The organism is Pantoea sp. X-Soil-YNGN-775 (assembly GCF_059730575.1).
This window is the reverse complement of sequence record NZ_AP035945.1, coordinates 3,902,687-3,917,536: the sequence shown is the minus strand read 5'-3', so window position 1 is coordinate 3,917,536 and position 14,850 is coordinate 3,902,687. Positions and strand designations below refer to the sequence as shown.

At 57.8% G+C, this 14,850-nt stretch carries 14 protein-coding genes; 5 read left to right on the top strand and 9 right to left on the bottom strand.

Translation table 11 applies throughout. The features are described 5' to 3' along the window. Window positions 1-144 precede the first annotated feature (144 nt). Window positions 145-1,080 carry a LysR family transcriptional regulator gene (locus tag AC6I8I_RS18460; RefSeq protein ID WP_312054320.1) on the top strand — a complete coding sequence of 312 codons (936 nt, stop codon included), beginning with the start codon at window positions 145-147 and terminating at the stop codon, window positions 1,078-1,080. On the opposite strand, the gene mdcH is transcribed toward AC6I8I_RS18460, so the two are convergent. From mdcH to glpD, 9 genes are all read right to left on the bottom strand, one after another. Beyond that, window positions 1,061-1,963 carry a malonate decarboxylase subunit epsilon gene (gene mdcH, locus AC6I8I_RS18455; RefSeq protein WP_497828172.1) on the bottom strand — a complete coding sequence of 301 codons (903 nt, stop codon included), beginning with the start codon at window positions 1,961-1,963 and terminating at the stop codon, window positions 1,061-1,063. The two genes, AC6I8I_RS18460 and mdcH, sit on opposite strands and share 20 nt — an antisense overlap. Beyond that, window positions 1,960-2,580 carry a malonate decarboxylase holo-ACP synthase gene (locus AC6I8I_RS18450; RefSeq protein ID WP_497828171.1) on the bottom strand — a complete coding sequence of 207 codons (621 nt, stop codon included), beginning with the start codon at window positions 2,578-2,580 and terminating at the stop codon, window positions 1,960-1,962. Before AC6I8I_RS18450 ends, mdcH begins: the two co-directional genes overlap by 4 nt. A gap of 1 nt (window position 2,581) precedes the next feature. Continuing rightward, window positions 2,582-3,541, bottom strand: a complete 960-nt coding sequence (locus tag AC6I8I_RS18445; RefSeq protein WP_312054325.1) for an AEC family transporter — start codon at window positions 3,539-3,541, stop codon at window positions 2,582-2,584. Window positions 3,542-3,673: 132 nt separating this feature from the next. Then, on the bottom strand, window positions 3,674-4,474 hold the full coding sequence (gene mdcE / locus AC6I8I_RS18440; protein ID WP_312758874.1) for a biotin-independent malonate decarboxylase subunit gamma: 801 nt from the start codon (window positions 4,472-4,474) through the stop codon (window positions 3,674-3,676). Continuing rightward, window positions 4,474-5,307 (bottom strand): biotin-independent malonate decarboxylase subunit beta, encoded by an 834-nt coding sequence (locus tag AC6I8I_RS18435; protein WP_031375639.1) that lies wholly within the window; start codon window positions 5,305-5,307, stop codon window positions 4,474-4,476. The genes mdcE and AC6I8I_RS18435 overlap by 1 nt, the downstream gene beginning before the upstream one ends. Beyond that, window positions 5,300-5,599 carry a malonate decarboxylase acyl carrier protein gene (mdcC, locus tag AC6I8I_RS18430; RefSeq protein WP_031375640.1) on the bottom strand — a complete coding sequence of 100 codons (300 nt, stop codon included), beginning with the start codon at window positions 5,597-5,599 and terminating at the stop codon, window positions 5,300-5,302. Before mdcC ends, AC6I8I_RS18435 begins: the two co-directional genes overlap by 8 nt. Before the next feature lie 8 nt (window positions 5,600-5,607). After that, entirely contained in the window at window positions 5,608-6,471 is an 864-nt protein-coding gene (locus AC6I8I_RS18425; protein ID WP_497828170.1) for a triphosphoribosyl-dephospho-CoA synthase, read from the bottom strand. Then, on the bottom strand, window positions 6,471-8,126 hold the full coding sequence (mdcA, locus tag AC6I8I_RS18420) for a malonate decarboxylase subunit alpha (RefSeq protein WP_312054332.1): 1,656 nt from the start codon (window positions 8,124-8,126) through the stop codon (window positions 6,471-6,473). The genes AC6I8I_RS18425 and mdcA overlap by 1 nt, the downstream gene beginning before the upstream one ends. Before the next feature lie 430 nt (window positions 8,127-8,556). Beyond that, entirely contained in the window at window positions 8,557-10,062 is a 1,506-nt protein-coding gene (glpD, locus tag AC6I8I_RS18415) for a glycerol-3-phosphate dehydrogenase (protein ID WP_312054334.1), read from the bottom strand. Between the two features lie 241 nt (window positions 10,063-10,303). Between glpD and glpE the strand changes: the two genes are divergently transcribed. From glpE to malP, 4 genes are all read left to right on the top strand, one after another. Continuing rightward, the gene (glpE, locus tag AC6I8I_RS18410; protein WP_069729423.1) at window positions 10,304-10,630 is read left to right on the top strand and encodes a thiosulfate sulfurtransferase GlpE; all 327 of its coding nucleotides are present in this window, start codon (window positions 10,304-10,306) and stop codon (window positions 10,628-10,630) included. A 29-nt stretch (window positions 10,631-10,659) separates the two neighbouring features. Then, a complete protein-coding gene (gene glpG / locus AC6I8I_RS18405) occupies window positions 10,660-11,481 on the top strand; it encodes a rhomboid family intramembrane serine protease GlpG (protein WP_312054337.1) in 822 nt (273 codons plus the stop codon). Between the two features lie 40 nt (window positions 11,482-11,521). Beyond that, window positions 11,522-12,280: a DeoR/GlpR family transcriptional regulator gene (locus tag AC6I8I_RS18400; protein ID WP_312054338.1), complete on the top strand. Its 759-nt coding sequence runs from the start codon at window positions 11,522-11,524 to the stop codon at window positions 12,278-12,280. 158 nt (window positions 12,281-12,438) lie between these two features. Beyond that, entirely contained in the window at window positions 12,439-14,844 is a 2,406-nt protein-coding gene (gene malP / locus AC6I8I_RS18395) for a maltodextrin phosphorylase (protein WP_497828169.1), read from the top strand. Window positions 14,845-14,850 lie beyond the last annotated feature (6 nt).

Here is a 14,850-nt window from a genome sequence, read left to right as displayed (position 1 = left end):
GGATCGCCGATCCCGCCCGATTGACTCCCCGGCAGAACTACCACGGCAGACACGCCAGATCATAACGCCCTCGCTGAGGTATCGGCTATTATGCCGCCCGGCTTACATGCGTTTCATCTTTTGACCAGACAGGCAGAACAGACAATGAGTGACAACATTAATCATGAGATTACCTTCCGCAAGCTCAGCGTCTTCATGATGTTTATGACCAAAGGCAATATCGCTCGCACCGCAGAAGCGCTGGAACTGAGCAGCGTCAGCGTCCATCGCGCGCTGCACACACTGGAAGAAGGCATCGACTGTCCGTTGTTTATCCATAAAGGCCGCAACCTGGTGCCGCTGCCCGCCGCCTGGACGCTGCTGGAGTATTGCCGGGATGTGACGGCGCTGATGGGAAAAGGGATCGAAGAAGCACGGCTGGTGGCTGGCGTCGGCTGTGGTCGTCTGCGGATCGGCACGCTCTACTCGCTGACGCTGGAAACCATCCCGCGACTGATCATGGGCATGAAGCTGCGCCGGCCGACGCTCGAGCTTGATCTCACCATGGGCTCAAATCAGATGCTGCTCAATATGCTGGAGGATGATGCGCTTGATGCGATCCTGATCGCCACCAACAACGGCGAGTTCAGCAATTCGCTGTTCGATGTGGTCCCGCTGTTTTATGACGATATTTTCCTGGCCGCACCGGCCGGTGAAACGCTGGATCTGAGCCGCCCGGCGGATCTGCGCGACTATGCCGATCGTGATTTCGTTTCGCTGGCCGAAGGCTTTGCCACCTATGCCGGTTTTCAGGAGGCGTTTCAGGTGGCCGGATTTGAACCGAGAGTGGTGACGAAGGTGAATGACATTTTTTCGATGGTCAGTCTGGTGCAGGCTGGCATGGGGCTGGCGTTAATTCCGGGTCGGATGAAAAAAGTCTACGAAAACAATATCCAGCTGGTCAGCCTGGCCGAGCCTTATCAGATGCGTCAGCAGATTTCGATTGTCTACTCACACCGCCGCGAGCGCGACCAGGAGCTGCTGGCGCTGGCCGCAGAAGGGCGGATGTACGCCCGCGGTCTTACTGACTCAGCCGTTTAGCCAGATGCAGTGCCACCTCAACGCTGTTGCGTTCCATGCAAATGGCTTCGCCCTGCCAGCCTGCCTGCAGGGTGAGGCCGGTCAGCACATTGCCTGGCGGCATTTCAATCGCCAGGCGGGCATCGCGCTGGTTGGCTGAAATCACCGCATCATTCCACTGCACCGTGCGCGCCATGTTATAGGCGAGGTCGTCGGCAATTTTACCCGGCTCCCAGATTACCCGCCCGGTCGAACCGCTCAGATAAGCGCAGCCAGGACGTGACAGCCTGACAGATTCAAACGCGGCAGCCAGTTCAGCAGCAGGCTTATCCAGCAGTGCGCAGTGAGATGGCACGCTGACCGCCAGCCTGACCGCTTTGCTGGCACCGGCTGCCAGCGCTTTTTGCGCCACCCGCGCCATATCCTCATCCCGTCCGGCAATCACGATCTGCGTTTCTGCATTGAGGTTGGCAATATAGGTATTGCTGTCGACCAGCAGCTTCTCCAGCCGGCTGAGCGTCAGTCCGGTAATTGCGGTCAGGCCGTAGCCCTGCGGATAGGCCTGCTCCATCAGATCGCCGCGCAGAGCCACCAGCCGTAGCGCATCGCTGAAATCGAGTGCGCCAGCAATCACCGCGGCGGGATAAGCGCCAATCGACAGGCCGCTGACAATGTCCGGCTTCAGCCCGTGTCTGATCAGCTCACGCGCCCAGGCTACGCCGGCAATCAGCAGACTGAGCTGGACGGCGCGGGTATGGCGCAGCGCATCAGCGCTGTCGAGCTGGTCGGTCTCTTCACCAAGCACGGCGCGCACGCTGTTTAACAGCGCCTCACCGTCGGGAAGATGTTGCAACATACCGACCCGCTGGGTGCCCTGGCCGGGAAAAGTAAAAAGGATTTTCATGCGGGATCTCTGCTCCAGGGTGACGCGGTCAGTCTCGGACCGGTGGCGGTTTTCAACAGTACGCGGCCTTCACGCAGCCATTCGTTGAGGGCAAAAGCGCCGAGCGGTGTTTCCACCTGAGTATCGACGCGGCAGGGCAGCGTTTCAGTCTGGTTCTGCCACTGCTGCAGCGCGTCGCGTGCCAGCGGCTGCGGCGCACGAATCAGTAAGTCCAGATCGCTGGCGGCGTGCAGCGTCGGCCGCTGTGTCGCCAGTGCATAACCGGTGCTGCCGGTGACGCCCCAGCGCCATGGCCAGTCGCTGTCGCTGAGCGCGATTGCCGCCCTGACCGGCGGATAATCAACAAACGGCGACGCGAGCAGACGGCTGCGATCAGCCAGCATCTCCGGTGTGACGACGCGTTCAATATCGGCCGCGTCTGTCCATCCGGCGGCGCGCTGTTCACGTTTTTCACCGCGCACGCCGACCGGAATCAGCCCCGATTGATTCACATCGCGCCGCACCACCACTGGAAAAGCGTGCTGCCAGTGCTGGCTGACCCAGGCGTCGCTGATGGCTAACAGCGCGCTGTCTGAGCGCAGCCAGAGGAGATCGTGGGGGCGCGGTGTGAACGTCATATTACATTCCGGAAGTCAGAGTAATGAACAGGGGTAACGATAAAATACACAGAATCGAACTTAACAGCAGCACGGCTTCAGCATCCGGCGACTGCACACCGAAGCGGTTACCAAACACCACGCCAAAGAAGCCGGCTGACAGCGCAATCATCAGAATCGCAGTAATCGCCACCGGACCACTCAGACCCAGCGCCAGCACCAGACCCCAGGCAATAAAGGGCTGAATCAGCAGTTTGGTAATTGTGCCGACACCCACCACGGCGTTGAGTTTCAGTTTACGCGCAGAGAGGATCACCCCGGTCAGGAACAGCGCGGCTGCGGTCGCCGCCAGGCCCAGCGGTTTAATCGCCGCCAGCACCAGATCCGGCATTTTAACGCCCAGCGCCGACAGCACCACACCAATCAACGGACCCATCACGATCGGTTTCTTTACTGAACGCCACATCAGGACTGGCAGCATGGTCAGGGTCGAACCGTGTGCGGTTCCCGCCGCAAAGGCTTTTTCGCGTTCCAGAATCAGCAGGCACAGCGGCGTCAACAGGACTGAACCACAGGCAATAGATACCGCGACAGAAAGCGACGTTGTGGGGTTTTCACCCAGTACGCTGGCGAGAATCGGCAGACCGAGTGCCGCGTAGTTTGGCAGTGCAACGGTCAGCGTCAGCACTGCGGCATCCTGCGGCGACTTTTTGAAAACTTTAGTGGCGGTAAAATAGATCCCCGCATAGGTGATCCACATGGCACCGGTAAGCACCACGATTAACGGCCATTGCGCCACGATGCCTGGCCAGGGCGTCTGTACTGTCGCGCTGAACAGGGCAGCGGGCAGGGCAAAATCCATCACAAAAATATTGAGCAGTGAAACGTCTTTGTTATTGACCATTCCAGCCTTACCGGCCCAGAAACCCAGCAGCATGATCACAAAGATTGGAGCAAGGGCATGAACAATTATATAAATCATAAATCACCTGTATTTTAAGAAGAATTCTTGGCTAACACGATGTTTATAATTCTAAAAGCGGCCCTTATTGCGGGGCGGTCATCCGCCCCGTCCAGGCCGTTTCCGGCAGGTTTTTTTGTTTTGTAGTCGGGTTTACCAGCTGGCGCGCATCCGCTCACGGACCAGCGAGGAGCTGCGGCGATTTTCAGCGCCCAGCCGGTTTTTCAGGCTTGGATCCTGACGGGCATCAGCGATAGCTTTCTGCAGGGCAATCTCAACCATCGCCAGATCGGCATCTGACGGCGCATCAGGATTGGCCACGGTCAGCAGGTCGGACAGAAGGCCCAGGGTGTGGAAGTTGCTGACGTCATAGGCCATCGGCGGAATGGTCGCCGCCAGTTTTTCCAGCGCGTCGACGGTACGCAGCGTGATGCGCGCAGCGGACTCTTTACCCATTGCGTGCACCAGCACGCCCTGGTCGTTGAGCGCGATCAGCCGGTTTGCCTGATAGCCGTGCGCCAGAAATGCGCCGGACATCGCTTTACCGACAATCAGGCCAATCACCGGGTGACCGGCCAGACGGGCTTTAGCATAGGCACCGGCGGCACCGGCCAGCGCCTGGTGAATACCAAACGCCTCTTCACGGCGGCCATAAGCCTGACTCGGCACATCGATCACCGCCACAATCGGACGTTTCACCGCGCTGTTGCTGTCAGCGTCGATGGTTTCATTCACCACTTTCGCCAGCGTCCAGCCTTCCAGCAGGCCGACTTCACCTCTGGCGGCACGGGGATAGTGATTGTCTGCGTCAGGGACTACGGCGATAAAGCGGACGCTTTCGCCATTAAGTTCGCCGTCAGCGACCTGAACAGAGGGGCACAGCCCACTCAGGCGTTGCGCATCGGGTGCGAGTTTTGCCAGCCATGTTGCACCGCGGCTGTTGGTCTGGGTCATTATTTATCCTCCCGGGCGAAAAGCTGTTTAATCGTGGCGGTATCGGCCTGCTGACGGGTGTCGAAGTTGCTCAGACGTGGCAGGAAATCCGCATATTTATCACTGCGATGCTGCGCCGGTACGCCTTTGGCAATGAAGTCATTCATCGCAGTTTTAACCGCATTGACGCCATCGCTGACCAGCGCATCCACCAGGCCGCTGGCGTAGCGGATTTCGCCGCCGGTCATGCTCCAGATAAACGGACGGTCGCGAGAGTCATACTCTTCAATGCCCGCTTCCTGCTCGATAACCTGCGGTCCGTTAAGGCCGAGGCGTGCTTCGCGGGTGACGATCAGGTAGCTGCAGAGCGCGGCAGCGATAGACATACCGCCAAAGCAGCCGACGGTGCCGGCAATGATGCCGATAACCGGGGTATAGCGACGCAGGTCGACAATCGCCGCATGGATGTCGGCAATCGCCGCCAGTCCCAGATTAGCCTCCTGCAAACGGACGCCGCCGGTTTCGAGGCACAGCACCGCCTGAGTCGGAATGCCGTTGCGATTGTCTTCAGCGGCCAGTTCGAGCGCCGCGGCCATTTTCGCGCCGGAGACTTCGCCCATGCTGCCGCCCTGGAAGGTGCCTTCGATGGCAATCACCACCGCTGGCTGACCGTTCAGCGTACCGCGCGCCACCACCATGCCGTCATCAGACTGCGGCACCACACCCTGCGGTGCCAGCCACGGTGACATGATGCCTTCAAAGGGATCCAGCAGTTCGCGATAGCTGCCATCGTCCAGCAGCGCACGAGCGCGCTCACGGGCACGTAATTCAATAAAACTGGCATCGTTACGCATGGCTCACCTCTTCAAATACCTGTTCAATACGGATACGCGCGACGCCGGGCGTTGCGCCAAAGTCGTGAATAACCAGCTGTCCGGCGGGCAGGCCGCTGATCAAATTCAGGCGGTCAAACAGCGCCTTCCAGCGGGCGTCGCTGTTATCCAGTGAAGTGGTGATATCAATATTCAGCGTTTGCCCTTCGGTTGCGGTGTACAGCACTTCCATATCACCGGAACCAACGACCCCTGCCAGGGCTTTACCGCTGAGTGCGCGGTTAGCAGGGAAAGATAATGTGATGTGTTCCATAACGACCTCTAATTAAAAGAGTGGTTGGTGGCCGGACATACCCTGTCGACAAACAGCGTCGCGGCCAGCAAATCGGCGGCACCGCCCGGGGAGGCGTTCAGGGCCAGCATGCGGTGATCCAGACGGGCGAGGGCGGCCTGACCTTCAGCGGTACCGCAGCCACCGGCCAGCAGCACCGCGCGGGCGCCGCGCTGCATGGTTTCCAGTCCGGTCATGCCGGCACGTGACAGCACGCAGGTATCGCTGAGTGAGGTCATGATCGCCATCAGCGCATCCAGACGGGCTTCGCTTTCGCTGGCACCGGCTGCGCGGCTGCGCAACAGCTGCGGCAGCGCCAGTTGCATCACGTGAGGAAAAGCCTGCTGGGCCTCCTCACGTGCGCCGGGTACCTGATAGCGGTGACTCGCTTTCAGCCCCTTGCTGAACACTTTCGGTGCCGCCCGGTCGGGCAGGCTTGCCAGCGTCGCGGCAGTCTGCGTCAGGCTGTCAGCCGTGGCGTGACCGCCGTGCATTGCGGCCGCGCTGACCAGCAGACCCAGCGCCCAGATAGCACCACGGTGGGTATTCACGCCGCCGGTGGCCGCCATCATCTGCCGCTCGCCCTCACGACCCAGACGACCCACCGTTTCGCGCAGGGCGATGTCGGCTGGCCGCATCCAGCTCTGACAGGCCAGCGCCAGGAAGGTCGGCACCAGACTTTCGGCGGAACGCTCCATCAGGGCCAGCGTCAGGTCCTGATGCGCGCCGTTGCCCCGGCTGTCGACCAGACCCGGCTTGGGACTCAGCCGCGCTTCATCGGTCAGACAATCGCGTGCTGTGGTCGCCAGCAGGCTGGCCTGCGTCTCGGGTTGAGTCTGCGACAGGAGTTTCATTACCAGCTCCGGAATTTTGCCGGTGGGTTATAAAGACCGCCCGACCATTCAACCAGGTCAGAGACACTGCTGGCGGCGAGCAGCGAGCGGGTGGCATCTGAACGACGGATGCCCATATCTTCCGGATAGACGACTTTGCCGCTTTTACGCAGGGCCGCTACGCGCGCCGCATCAACGCCAAGACCGATATCGGTAATCCCGGCCACCGCAGCGACCATCGCGCGGCGCTCTTCGAGACTTTCTGCCCGATAGAGATAGGCAATACCCTCTTCGGTCAGCACGTGGGTAACGTCATCGCCATAAATCATCACCGGTGCCAGCGGCATGCCGGTCGATTTTGCCACTTCAACCGCATCCAGCGTTTCAACAAAGGTGGGTTTGGCACCGGCCTGGAAGGTTTCAACCATCTGAACCACCAGTTTTTTACCGCGCTGCATCGGGTCTGGCTCGGTGATCATATTGAGCCAGGCGGGCGAAGCATGACGGCGGCCGTGCGGATCGTGGCCCATGTTAGGCGCACCGCCGAAGCCGGAAAGACGACCGCGGGTCACGGTAGAGGAGTTTGCCAGGCCATCGACCTGCAGGGTGGCACCGATAAACATATCCACCGCATACTGACCTGCCAGCTGACAGAAGGCGCGGTTAGAGCGCATTGAACCGTCGCTGCCGGTGAAGAAGATATCGGGGCGGGCGCGGATGTACTCTTCCATCCCCAGCTCACCGCCGAAGCAGTGCACGCTCTCAACCCAGCCGCTCTCAATCGCCGGGATCAGCGTCGGATGCGGGTTCAGCGTCCAGTGCTTACAGATTTTGCCTTTCAGGCCGAGTTGTTCACCGTAGGTTGGCAGCAGCAGTTCAATCGCGGCGGTGTTAAAACCAATGCCGTGGTTAAGCGACTGCACCTGGTGTTCGGCGTAGATCCCTTTGATCGCCATCATCGCCATCAGGATATGTTCCTGCTTGATCAGGCGTGGGTCGCGGGTAAACAGCGGTTCGATAAAGAAAGGTTTGTCCGCCACCACGATATAGTCGATCCAGGAACCGGGGATGTCGACGCGTGGCAGGTCGGTTTCGTCATCGACCAGTTCATTCACCTGAGCAATCACGATACCGTCACGAAACGCGGCAGCTTCTACCAGCGCCGGCGTATCTTCGGTGCTCGGGCCGGTATACAGATTGCCTTTGCGGTCAGCTTTATAACCGGCAATCAGCGCGACGTTAGGGCTCAGGTCAACGTAGAGGCGGGAATAGAGTTCGATGTAGGTGTGGATCGCGCCTATTTCCAGTTGTCCATCTTCTAACAGCTGGGAAATACGCAGGCTTTGCGGGCCGGAAAAAGAAAAATCGAGTTTGCGGGCGATGCCTTTCTCGAAAATATCAAGATGTTCGCTGCGACCGACGCTCGGCATAATCATATGCAGGTCGTGGACTTTGGCCGGATTAACGTCCGCCAGGGTACGCGATAAAAAATCTGCCTGTTTCTGGTTATTACCTTCCAGCACGACCCGGTCACCGGGCGCAATCAGTTTTTCAAATGCTTCAACAGCTCTTTCAGTAGGAATGACTTTGCCATCAACAGGGAAAGATGCCAGACGCCGCGCTTTCTCACTGCGGCGTGTGTTCCATTCCCGAGCAGGCGTTTGGCCTGTGTTCATTTCAACCTCCTGATTAAAATAACGGATATGTCGTTTTTGCTAACAGAAGTCTGGACTTTCTTAATGCGTGGTTCAATTAAGCAAAACTCACGAACGTTAGATTTAAGGTAACAATGGGTGCGGCGTGGCCGGGATAACCGAAACAGGAAAGTTTGAGTTTAGGCGGTAATTCAGAAATAAAAGGAATAAATATTGATCGGGGTTAATATTGGCGTGAATCTGACAGGATTAATAAAAATTTAATAAAAAGCAGATCTTCTGCTAATGCGGCTTATTAGCGGTGTCAGCATGACAGTTATATTACCGTTAAATAACCGCAGCACTGACGTGACAATGCGCGACTGACGCTTAGCGCGAAAGCCTGCTGCCGCAACCCGGTTGCGGCGCAAAAAAAAGCAGGCCGCAGCCTGCTTTGTTCAATATTGCCAGCTTATGACGCCAGCGACAGCGTGGGTTTGGCTTTCTGCGCCAGCCATTCTGCCACGCGGGCCTGCTGATCTTTGCTCAGCCACATGCCCTGCTTGGTACGGCGCCAGATAGCATCGTCAACTTCACGCACCCATTCATGCTGCACCAGGTAGCGTAATTCAGCTTCGTAGAACTCATGACCAAAGTTCTCACCCAAATCCTCCAGACTCTTCGCGCCAGCCAACAGCGTTTCGGTGTTGCTGCCGTAGGTACGGGCGAAATGGCGTGCCATATTTTCGCTAATGAACGGATAACGGCGACGCAGGCTGGCGGCGTAATCTTCCCGGGTACCGGAAATATTGCCGCCCGGCAGCACGCAGTTCTTCGTCCAGGCCGGACCGGCATTCGGGTAGTACTTCGCCAGTTTCTCCAGCGCATGTTCCGCCAGCTTACGGTAGGTGGTCAGCTTGCCGCCGAACACTGACAGCAGCGGTGTCTGGCCGTTATCGTCACGTACATCCAGCGTGTAATCACGGGTAATCGCCTGCGGTGAATCCGATTCGTCATCACACAGCGGACGCACACCGGAGTAAGACCAGACAATATCGTCCGTGGTCAGCTGCTTTTTAAAGTGGCCATTGAACACTTTCAGCAGGTAGTCGGTTTCGCTGTCGTCGATGTGAACGTTTTTCGGATCGCCTTTGTACTCAACGTCAGTGGTGCCGATGATAGAGAATTCATCCATCCACGGGATCACAAACACGATACGGTTATCTTCGTTCTGCAGAATGTAAGCCTGCTTCTCGGTGTGCACACGCGGCACCACGATGTGGCTGCCTTTGATCAGGCGAATGCCGTAAGGCGATTTCAGCTTCAGGCTGTCATCGAACAGCTGTTTAACCCACGGGCCTGCCGCATTGACCAGGCCTTTAGCGCGCCAGGTGTAGGTTTTGCCGCTGTCGACATCTTCCGCTTCGACCATCCACAAACCGCCTTCACGCCAGGCGCGGGTCACGCGGGTGCGGGTACGCACTTCACCACCACGCTTCACCACTTCCTGCGCATTCAGTACCACCATGCGGGCATCATCTACCCAGCAGTCTGAGTATTCGAATCCGCGCGTGATTTCTGGCTTCAGGGCCGAATCCGCGCCAAAACGCAAACTCTTACTGCCTGGCAGACTGGTGCGTTTACCCAGATGATCATACATAAACAGACCGGTGCGGATCATCCACGCCGGACGCAGGTGCGGACGATGCGGCAGGCGGAAGCGCATCGGGAAAGCGATGTGCGGGGCCATTTTCAGCAGCACTTCACGTTCTGCCAGCGCTTCACTCACCAGACGAAACTCATAGTGTTCCAGGTAACGCAGGCCGCCATGAATCAGTTTTGAACTGGCAGAGGAGGTCGCGCAAGCCAGGTCCCGCGCCTCCAGCATCAGCACCGACAGTCCGCGTCCTGCAGCATCTGCTGCAATGCCGGCACCGTTGATGCCGCCGCCGATCACGATCAGGTCTTTGGTTTCCACGTCATCTCCTCCGATGTTCGGAATAGTTCATTAATGTTCGTTTTCGAGCATAATCATAATCGCAAACCAACATTGATGCCAGCTTTTAACCAGGTAAAAACAATTTTGCGTGATATAGCTAACATTCTGCCGGTGAAAAAATTACAAAGCCGCAATGATTGTCAGGTTATAGGCGTTGATTATCGGGTTACACTAGGCGTCATTGTGTAGGCGTCATTGTGACGATGTTATGAGAGACACCATGGAAACGTTTGAATGTATTAATGTGCAGCAGGCGCAGGATCGTCTGGCGCAGGGTGCCCTGCTGGTCGATATCCGTGACCCACAAAGCTTTGCCCTCGGTCATGCCGCTGGCGCGCTGCATCTGACCAACAGCAATCTCAGCGACTTTGTCGCCGGCGCGGACCACAGCCTGCCGGTGCTGGTGATGTGTTATCACGGCAACAGCAGTAAAGGTGCCGCACAATTTTTGCTGGGACAGGGATTCAGCGCCGCCTACAGCATTGATGGCGGTTTTGACGCCTGGCGTGCCGCTTTTCCCCAGCAGGTTGCTCACGGCAGCGAATAAATTGCCGCTCGTCACATGGAGAGTTACTGATGCGCATTACCCAATTTAACCAGCCGCGCATGGCGCAGGCGTTTGTTGACTACATGGCAACGCGCGGCGTCACGCTGCGCATTGAGCGTGAAAGCCACTACGTCATCATGCTGGATGATGAAAGCCAGCTGGAAATGGTCGAAAACGAACTTCAGCAGTTTGTGCAGGATCCTAACCATCCGCGCTATCAGGCGGCGAGCTGGCACAGCGGCAAAACCGACAGCGGCTTACGCTACGAGCGCAGCAACATCTGGGCCAACATCCGCGAGCGCGCCGGTCCGCTGACCATGACGGTGATGCTGTTGTGCATTGCGGTTTTTATTCTGATGCAGATTGTCGGCGATCGCACCGTGATGTACTGGCTGGCGTGGCCGGATACCGATCAGCATCTTGAGGTCTGGCGCTGGTTCAGCCACGCGCTGCTGCACTTTTCACTGCTGCACATTCTGTTCAACCTGATGTGGTGGTGGTATCTGGGCGGGGCGGTAGAGAAGCGGCTCGGCAGCGGCAAGCTGTTCGTAATTATGCTGATCTCCGCGCTGCTGAGCGGCTGGATGCAGGCCAAATTCAGCGGCATCTGGTTTGGCGGTCTGTCGGGTGTGGTATATGCCCTGATGGGCTATTGCTGGCTGCGCGGCGAACGCGATCCCGACAGCGGCATCTATCTGGAACGTGGTTTAATCGGCTTCGCGCTGGTCTGGCTGGTGATTGGCTGGTTTGGCGCGTTTGGTCTGGCGATCGCTAACGCGGCGCACGTCGCCGGTCTGGTGGTCGGCTTAGCCATGGCGCTGGTCGATACGCGAAAAATCGCGCGCCGTTAGTCGGGCATTTCAGGATTAAGCGAGTCAACAGGAGAGGAACGTGAAGCAGACGCAACGTCATGACGCGATTATCGATTTAGTCCGACGTCAGGGATATGTCAGTACTGAGGAGCTGGTAGATCATTTCGAGGTGAGCCCGCAGACCATTCGTCGCGACCTGAACGATCTGGCCGATCAAAATAAGATTCAGCGCCATCACGGCGGCGCGGCGCTTCCCTCCAGTTCTGAAAACACCGCCTGGCACGATCGTAAAATGATGCTGTCGGCGGAAAAAGCGCGGATTGCGCAGCGGGTGGCCAGCCAGATCCCGGATGGTGCCACGCTGTTTATTGATATCGGCACCACGCCAGAAGCGGTGGCGCACGCGCTGCTGAACCACAACGATCTGCGGGTGGTGACCAACAACCTGAACGTGGCGATGCTGCTGATGGGGAAACCCGATTTCCGGGTGATCATCGCCGGTGGCGAAGTGCGTACCCGTGATGGGGCGGTAATGGGGGAAGCCACGCTCGATTTTATCTCTCAGTTCCGCCTTGATTACGGCATTCTCGGCATCAGCGGAATCGATATGGATGGCTCACTGCTGGAGTTCGACTATCACGAAGTGCGAACCAAGCGCGCCATCATTGAAAATTCACGCTGCGTAATGCTGGTTGCGGACCACTCTAAATTTGGCCGCAACGCGATGGTTAACCTCGGCAACATGAGCCTGCTGGATCATCTTTACACCGATAAAATGCCGCCAGCCAGCGTGATGAAAGTGATTGAGCAGCATGAGGTTCACCTCGAACTCTGCTGATTTCTCCCGTCGCCAGCTGCCCGGCTGGCGTTTTTATTTGATTACTGTCGCTTTTTTCCCCACTCCCGTCTTTACTTAACACGTCGCTGGCACCCTGTTGCCAGCGACGTGCGCTTGCTCGTTTTGCTTCACCTCATTGCGTAACAGAAGGGAGTGATATGCCGCAGCAAAAATTCAATAAAGCCCGTTTCAACGCCGCATTAACCCGTCAATGGCAGCACTTAGGTCTCACCTCCGCACAACAGATGACCACGCACCAGTGGTGGCAGGCGATTAGCGCTGCGCTGGCGGAATTACTGGCTGCGCAACCGGCTCCCCGCGTCTCTGAGCGGCAGCGCCACGTTAATTATCTGTCGATGGAATTTCTGATCGGCCGTCTGACCGGCAACAACCTGCTCAATCTTGGCTGGTATGACGACCTGAAAGCGCTGCTGGCGGAGCAGCAAATCGATTTAACCGAGCTGCTGGAGCAGGAGGTTGACCCGGCGCTCGGCAACGGCGGGCTGGGCCGACTGGCTGCCTGCTACATGGACTCGATGGCCACCGTCGGTCAGTCGGCCACCGGCCATGGACTCAACTATCAGTACGGCCTGTTTCGCCAGTCTTTCGATCAGGGGCAGCAGATTGAAGCGCCTGATGACTGGCAGCGCGAACGCTATCCGTGGTTTCGCCACAATGCGGCGCTGGACGTTGAGGTCGCGATGGGCGGCAGCGTGGAGAAACTGGAGCAGGGCGGCGTGCGCTGGCTGCCCGATTTTTATCTGCGCGGCGAGGCGTGGGATCTGCCGGTTACCGGCTACCGCAATGGCACCACGCTGCCGCTGCGTTTGTGGCAGGCGACCAGCGCCCATCCTTTCGATCTGACCCGCTTTAACGACGGTCAGTTTTTGCAGGCGGAGCAGCCCGGCATTGATGCGGCAAAACTGACGAAGGTGCTCTATCCCAACGACAACCATCAGGCCGGCAAACGCCTGCGCCTGATGCAGCAATATTTCCAGTGCGCCTGTGCGGTGGCCGATATTCTGCGCCGTCATCATCTGGCGGGGCGCAGCATTCACAGCCTGCCCGATTTTGAAGTGATCCAGCTGAATGATACCCATCCGACCATCGCCATCCCCGAAATGCTGCGGCGGTTGCTGGACGAGCATCAACTGAGCTGGGATCAGGCCTGGCATATCACCAGCCGGTTATTCGCCTATACCAACCATACGCTGATGCCCGAAGCCCTGGAGCGCTGGGATGAAAAACTGATGCGCAGCCTGCTGCCGCGTCACATGTTGATTATCAAACAGATCAACCAGTGGCTGAAAAAGCAGGTGAAGCAGCGCTGGCCGGATGACAAAGCGCTATGGCACAAGCTGGCGGTGGTGGCGAACGGTGAGGTACGGATGGCGAACCTCTGCGTGGTCAGCGGTTTCGCGGTAAACGGCGTGGCGGCGTTGCACTCCAGCCTGGTGGTGACCGATCTGTTTCCGGAGTATTACCAGCTGTGGCCGCAGAAATTCCATAACGTCACCAACGGCATTACGCCACGCCGCTGGTTAAAACAGTGCAATCCGGCGCTGGCGTCCCTGATTGATGACACGCTGAAGGTGGAGTGGGTCAATAACCTTGATGCGCTCAAAGGGCTGGAAGCCTATGTCGACGATCCGGCATTTTGTCAGCGTTACCGCAGCATCAAGCAGCAGAATAAAGCGCGGCTGACCGACTACATCGCGCGGCACACCGGCATTATCGTCAACCCGGATGCGATGTTCGATGTGCAGATCAAACGCTTACATGAGTACAAACGTCAGCACCTCAGCCTGCTGCATATTCTGCACTGTTATCAGACCCTGCTTGATAACCCGGACGATGCGCGTTTCATCCCGCGGGTCTTCCTGTTTGGTGCCAAGGCGGCTCCCGGCTATTACCTCGCGAAAAATATTATCTACGCTATCAATAAAGTGGCGGAGGTGGTCAACAACGATCCGCGGGTCGGCGACAAGCTCAAAGTGGTGTTCATTCCCGACTACCGCATCACCGTGGCCGAGATGATGATCCCGGCCGCAGATTTGTCTGAGCAGATCTCCACCGCCGGTTATGAAGCGTCCGGGACCGGCAATATGAAGCTGGCGCTGAACGGTGCGCTGACCATCGGCACGCTCGACGGCGCTAATGTTGAAATCGCTGAACAGGTCGGCGAGGAGAATATCTTTATCTTCGGTCACCGCGTGGATGAGGTGAAAGCGCTGAAAGCCGCCGGGTATAACCCGAAAAAAGTGCGCAAGCAGAATAAGCAGCTCGACGCGTTACTTAAATCGCTGGAGAAGGGCAAATTCAGCGACGGGGACAAACAGGCGTTTGACCTGATGCTGGCCAGCCTGACCAAAAATGGCGATCCGTGGCTGGTGCTGGCAGATTTTCAGGCCTACATCGAGGCACAGCAACGCGTAGAAGCGCTGTGGCGCGACCCGCTGAGCTGGACCCGAGCCGCCATCCTTAACACCGCGCGAACCGGCATGTTCAGCTCGGATCGCGCTATTCGGGATTATCAGCAACGTATCTGGCAGGCAGCGCGCTAAGGAGCA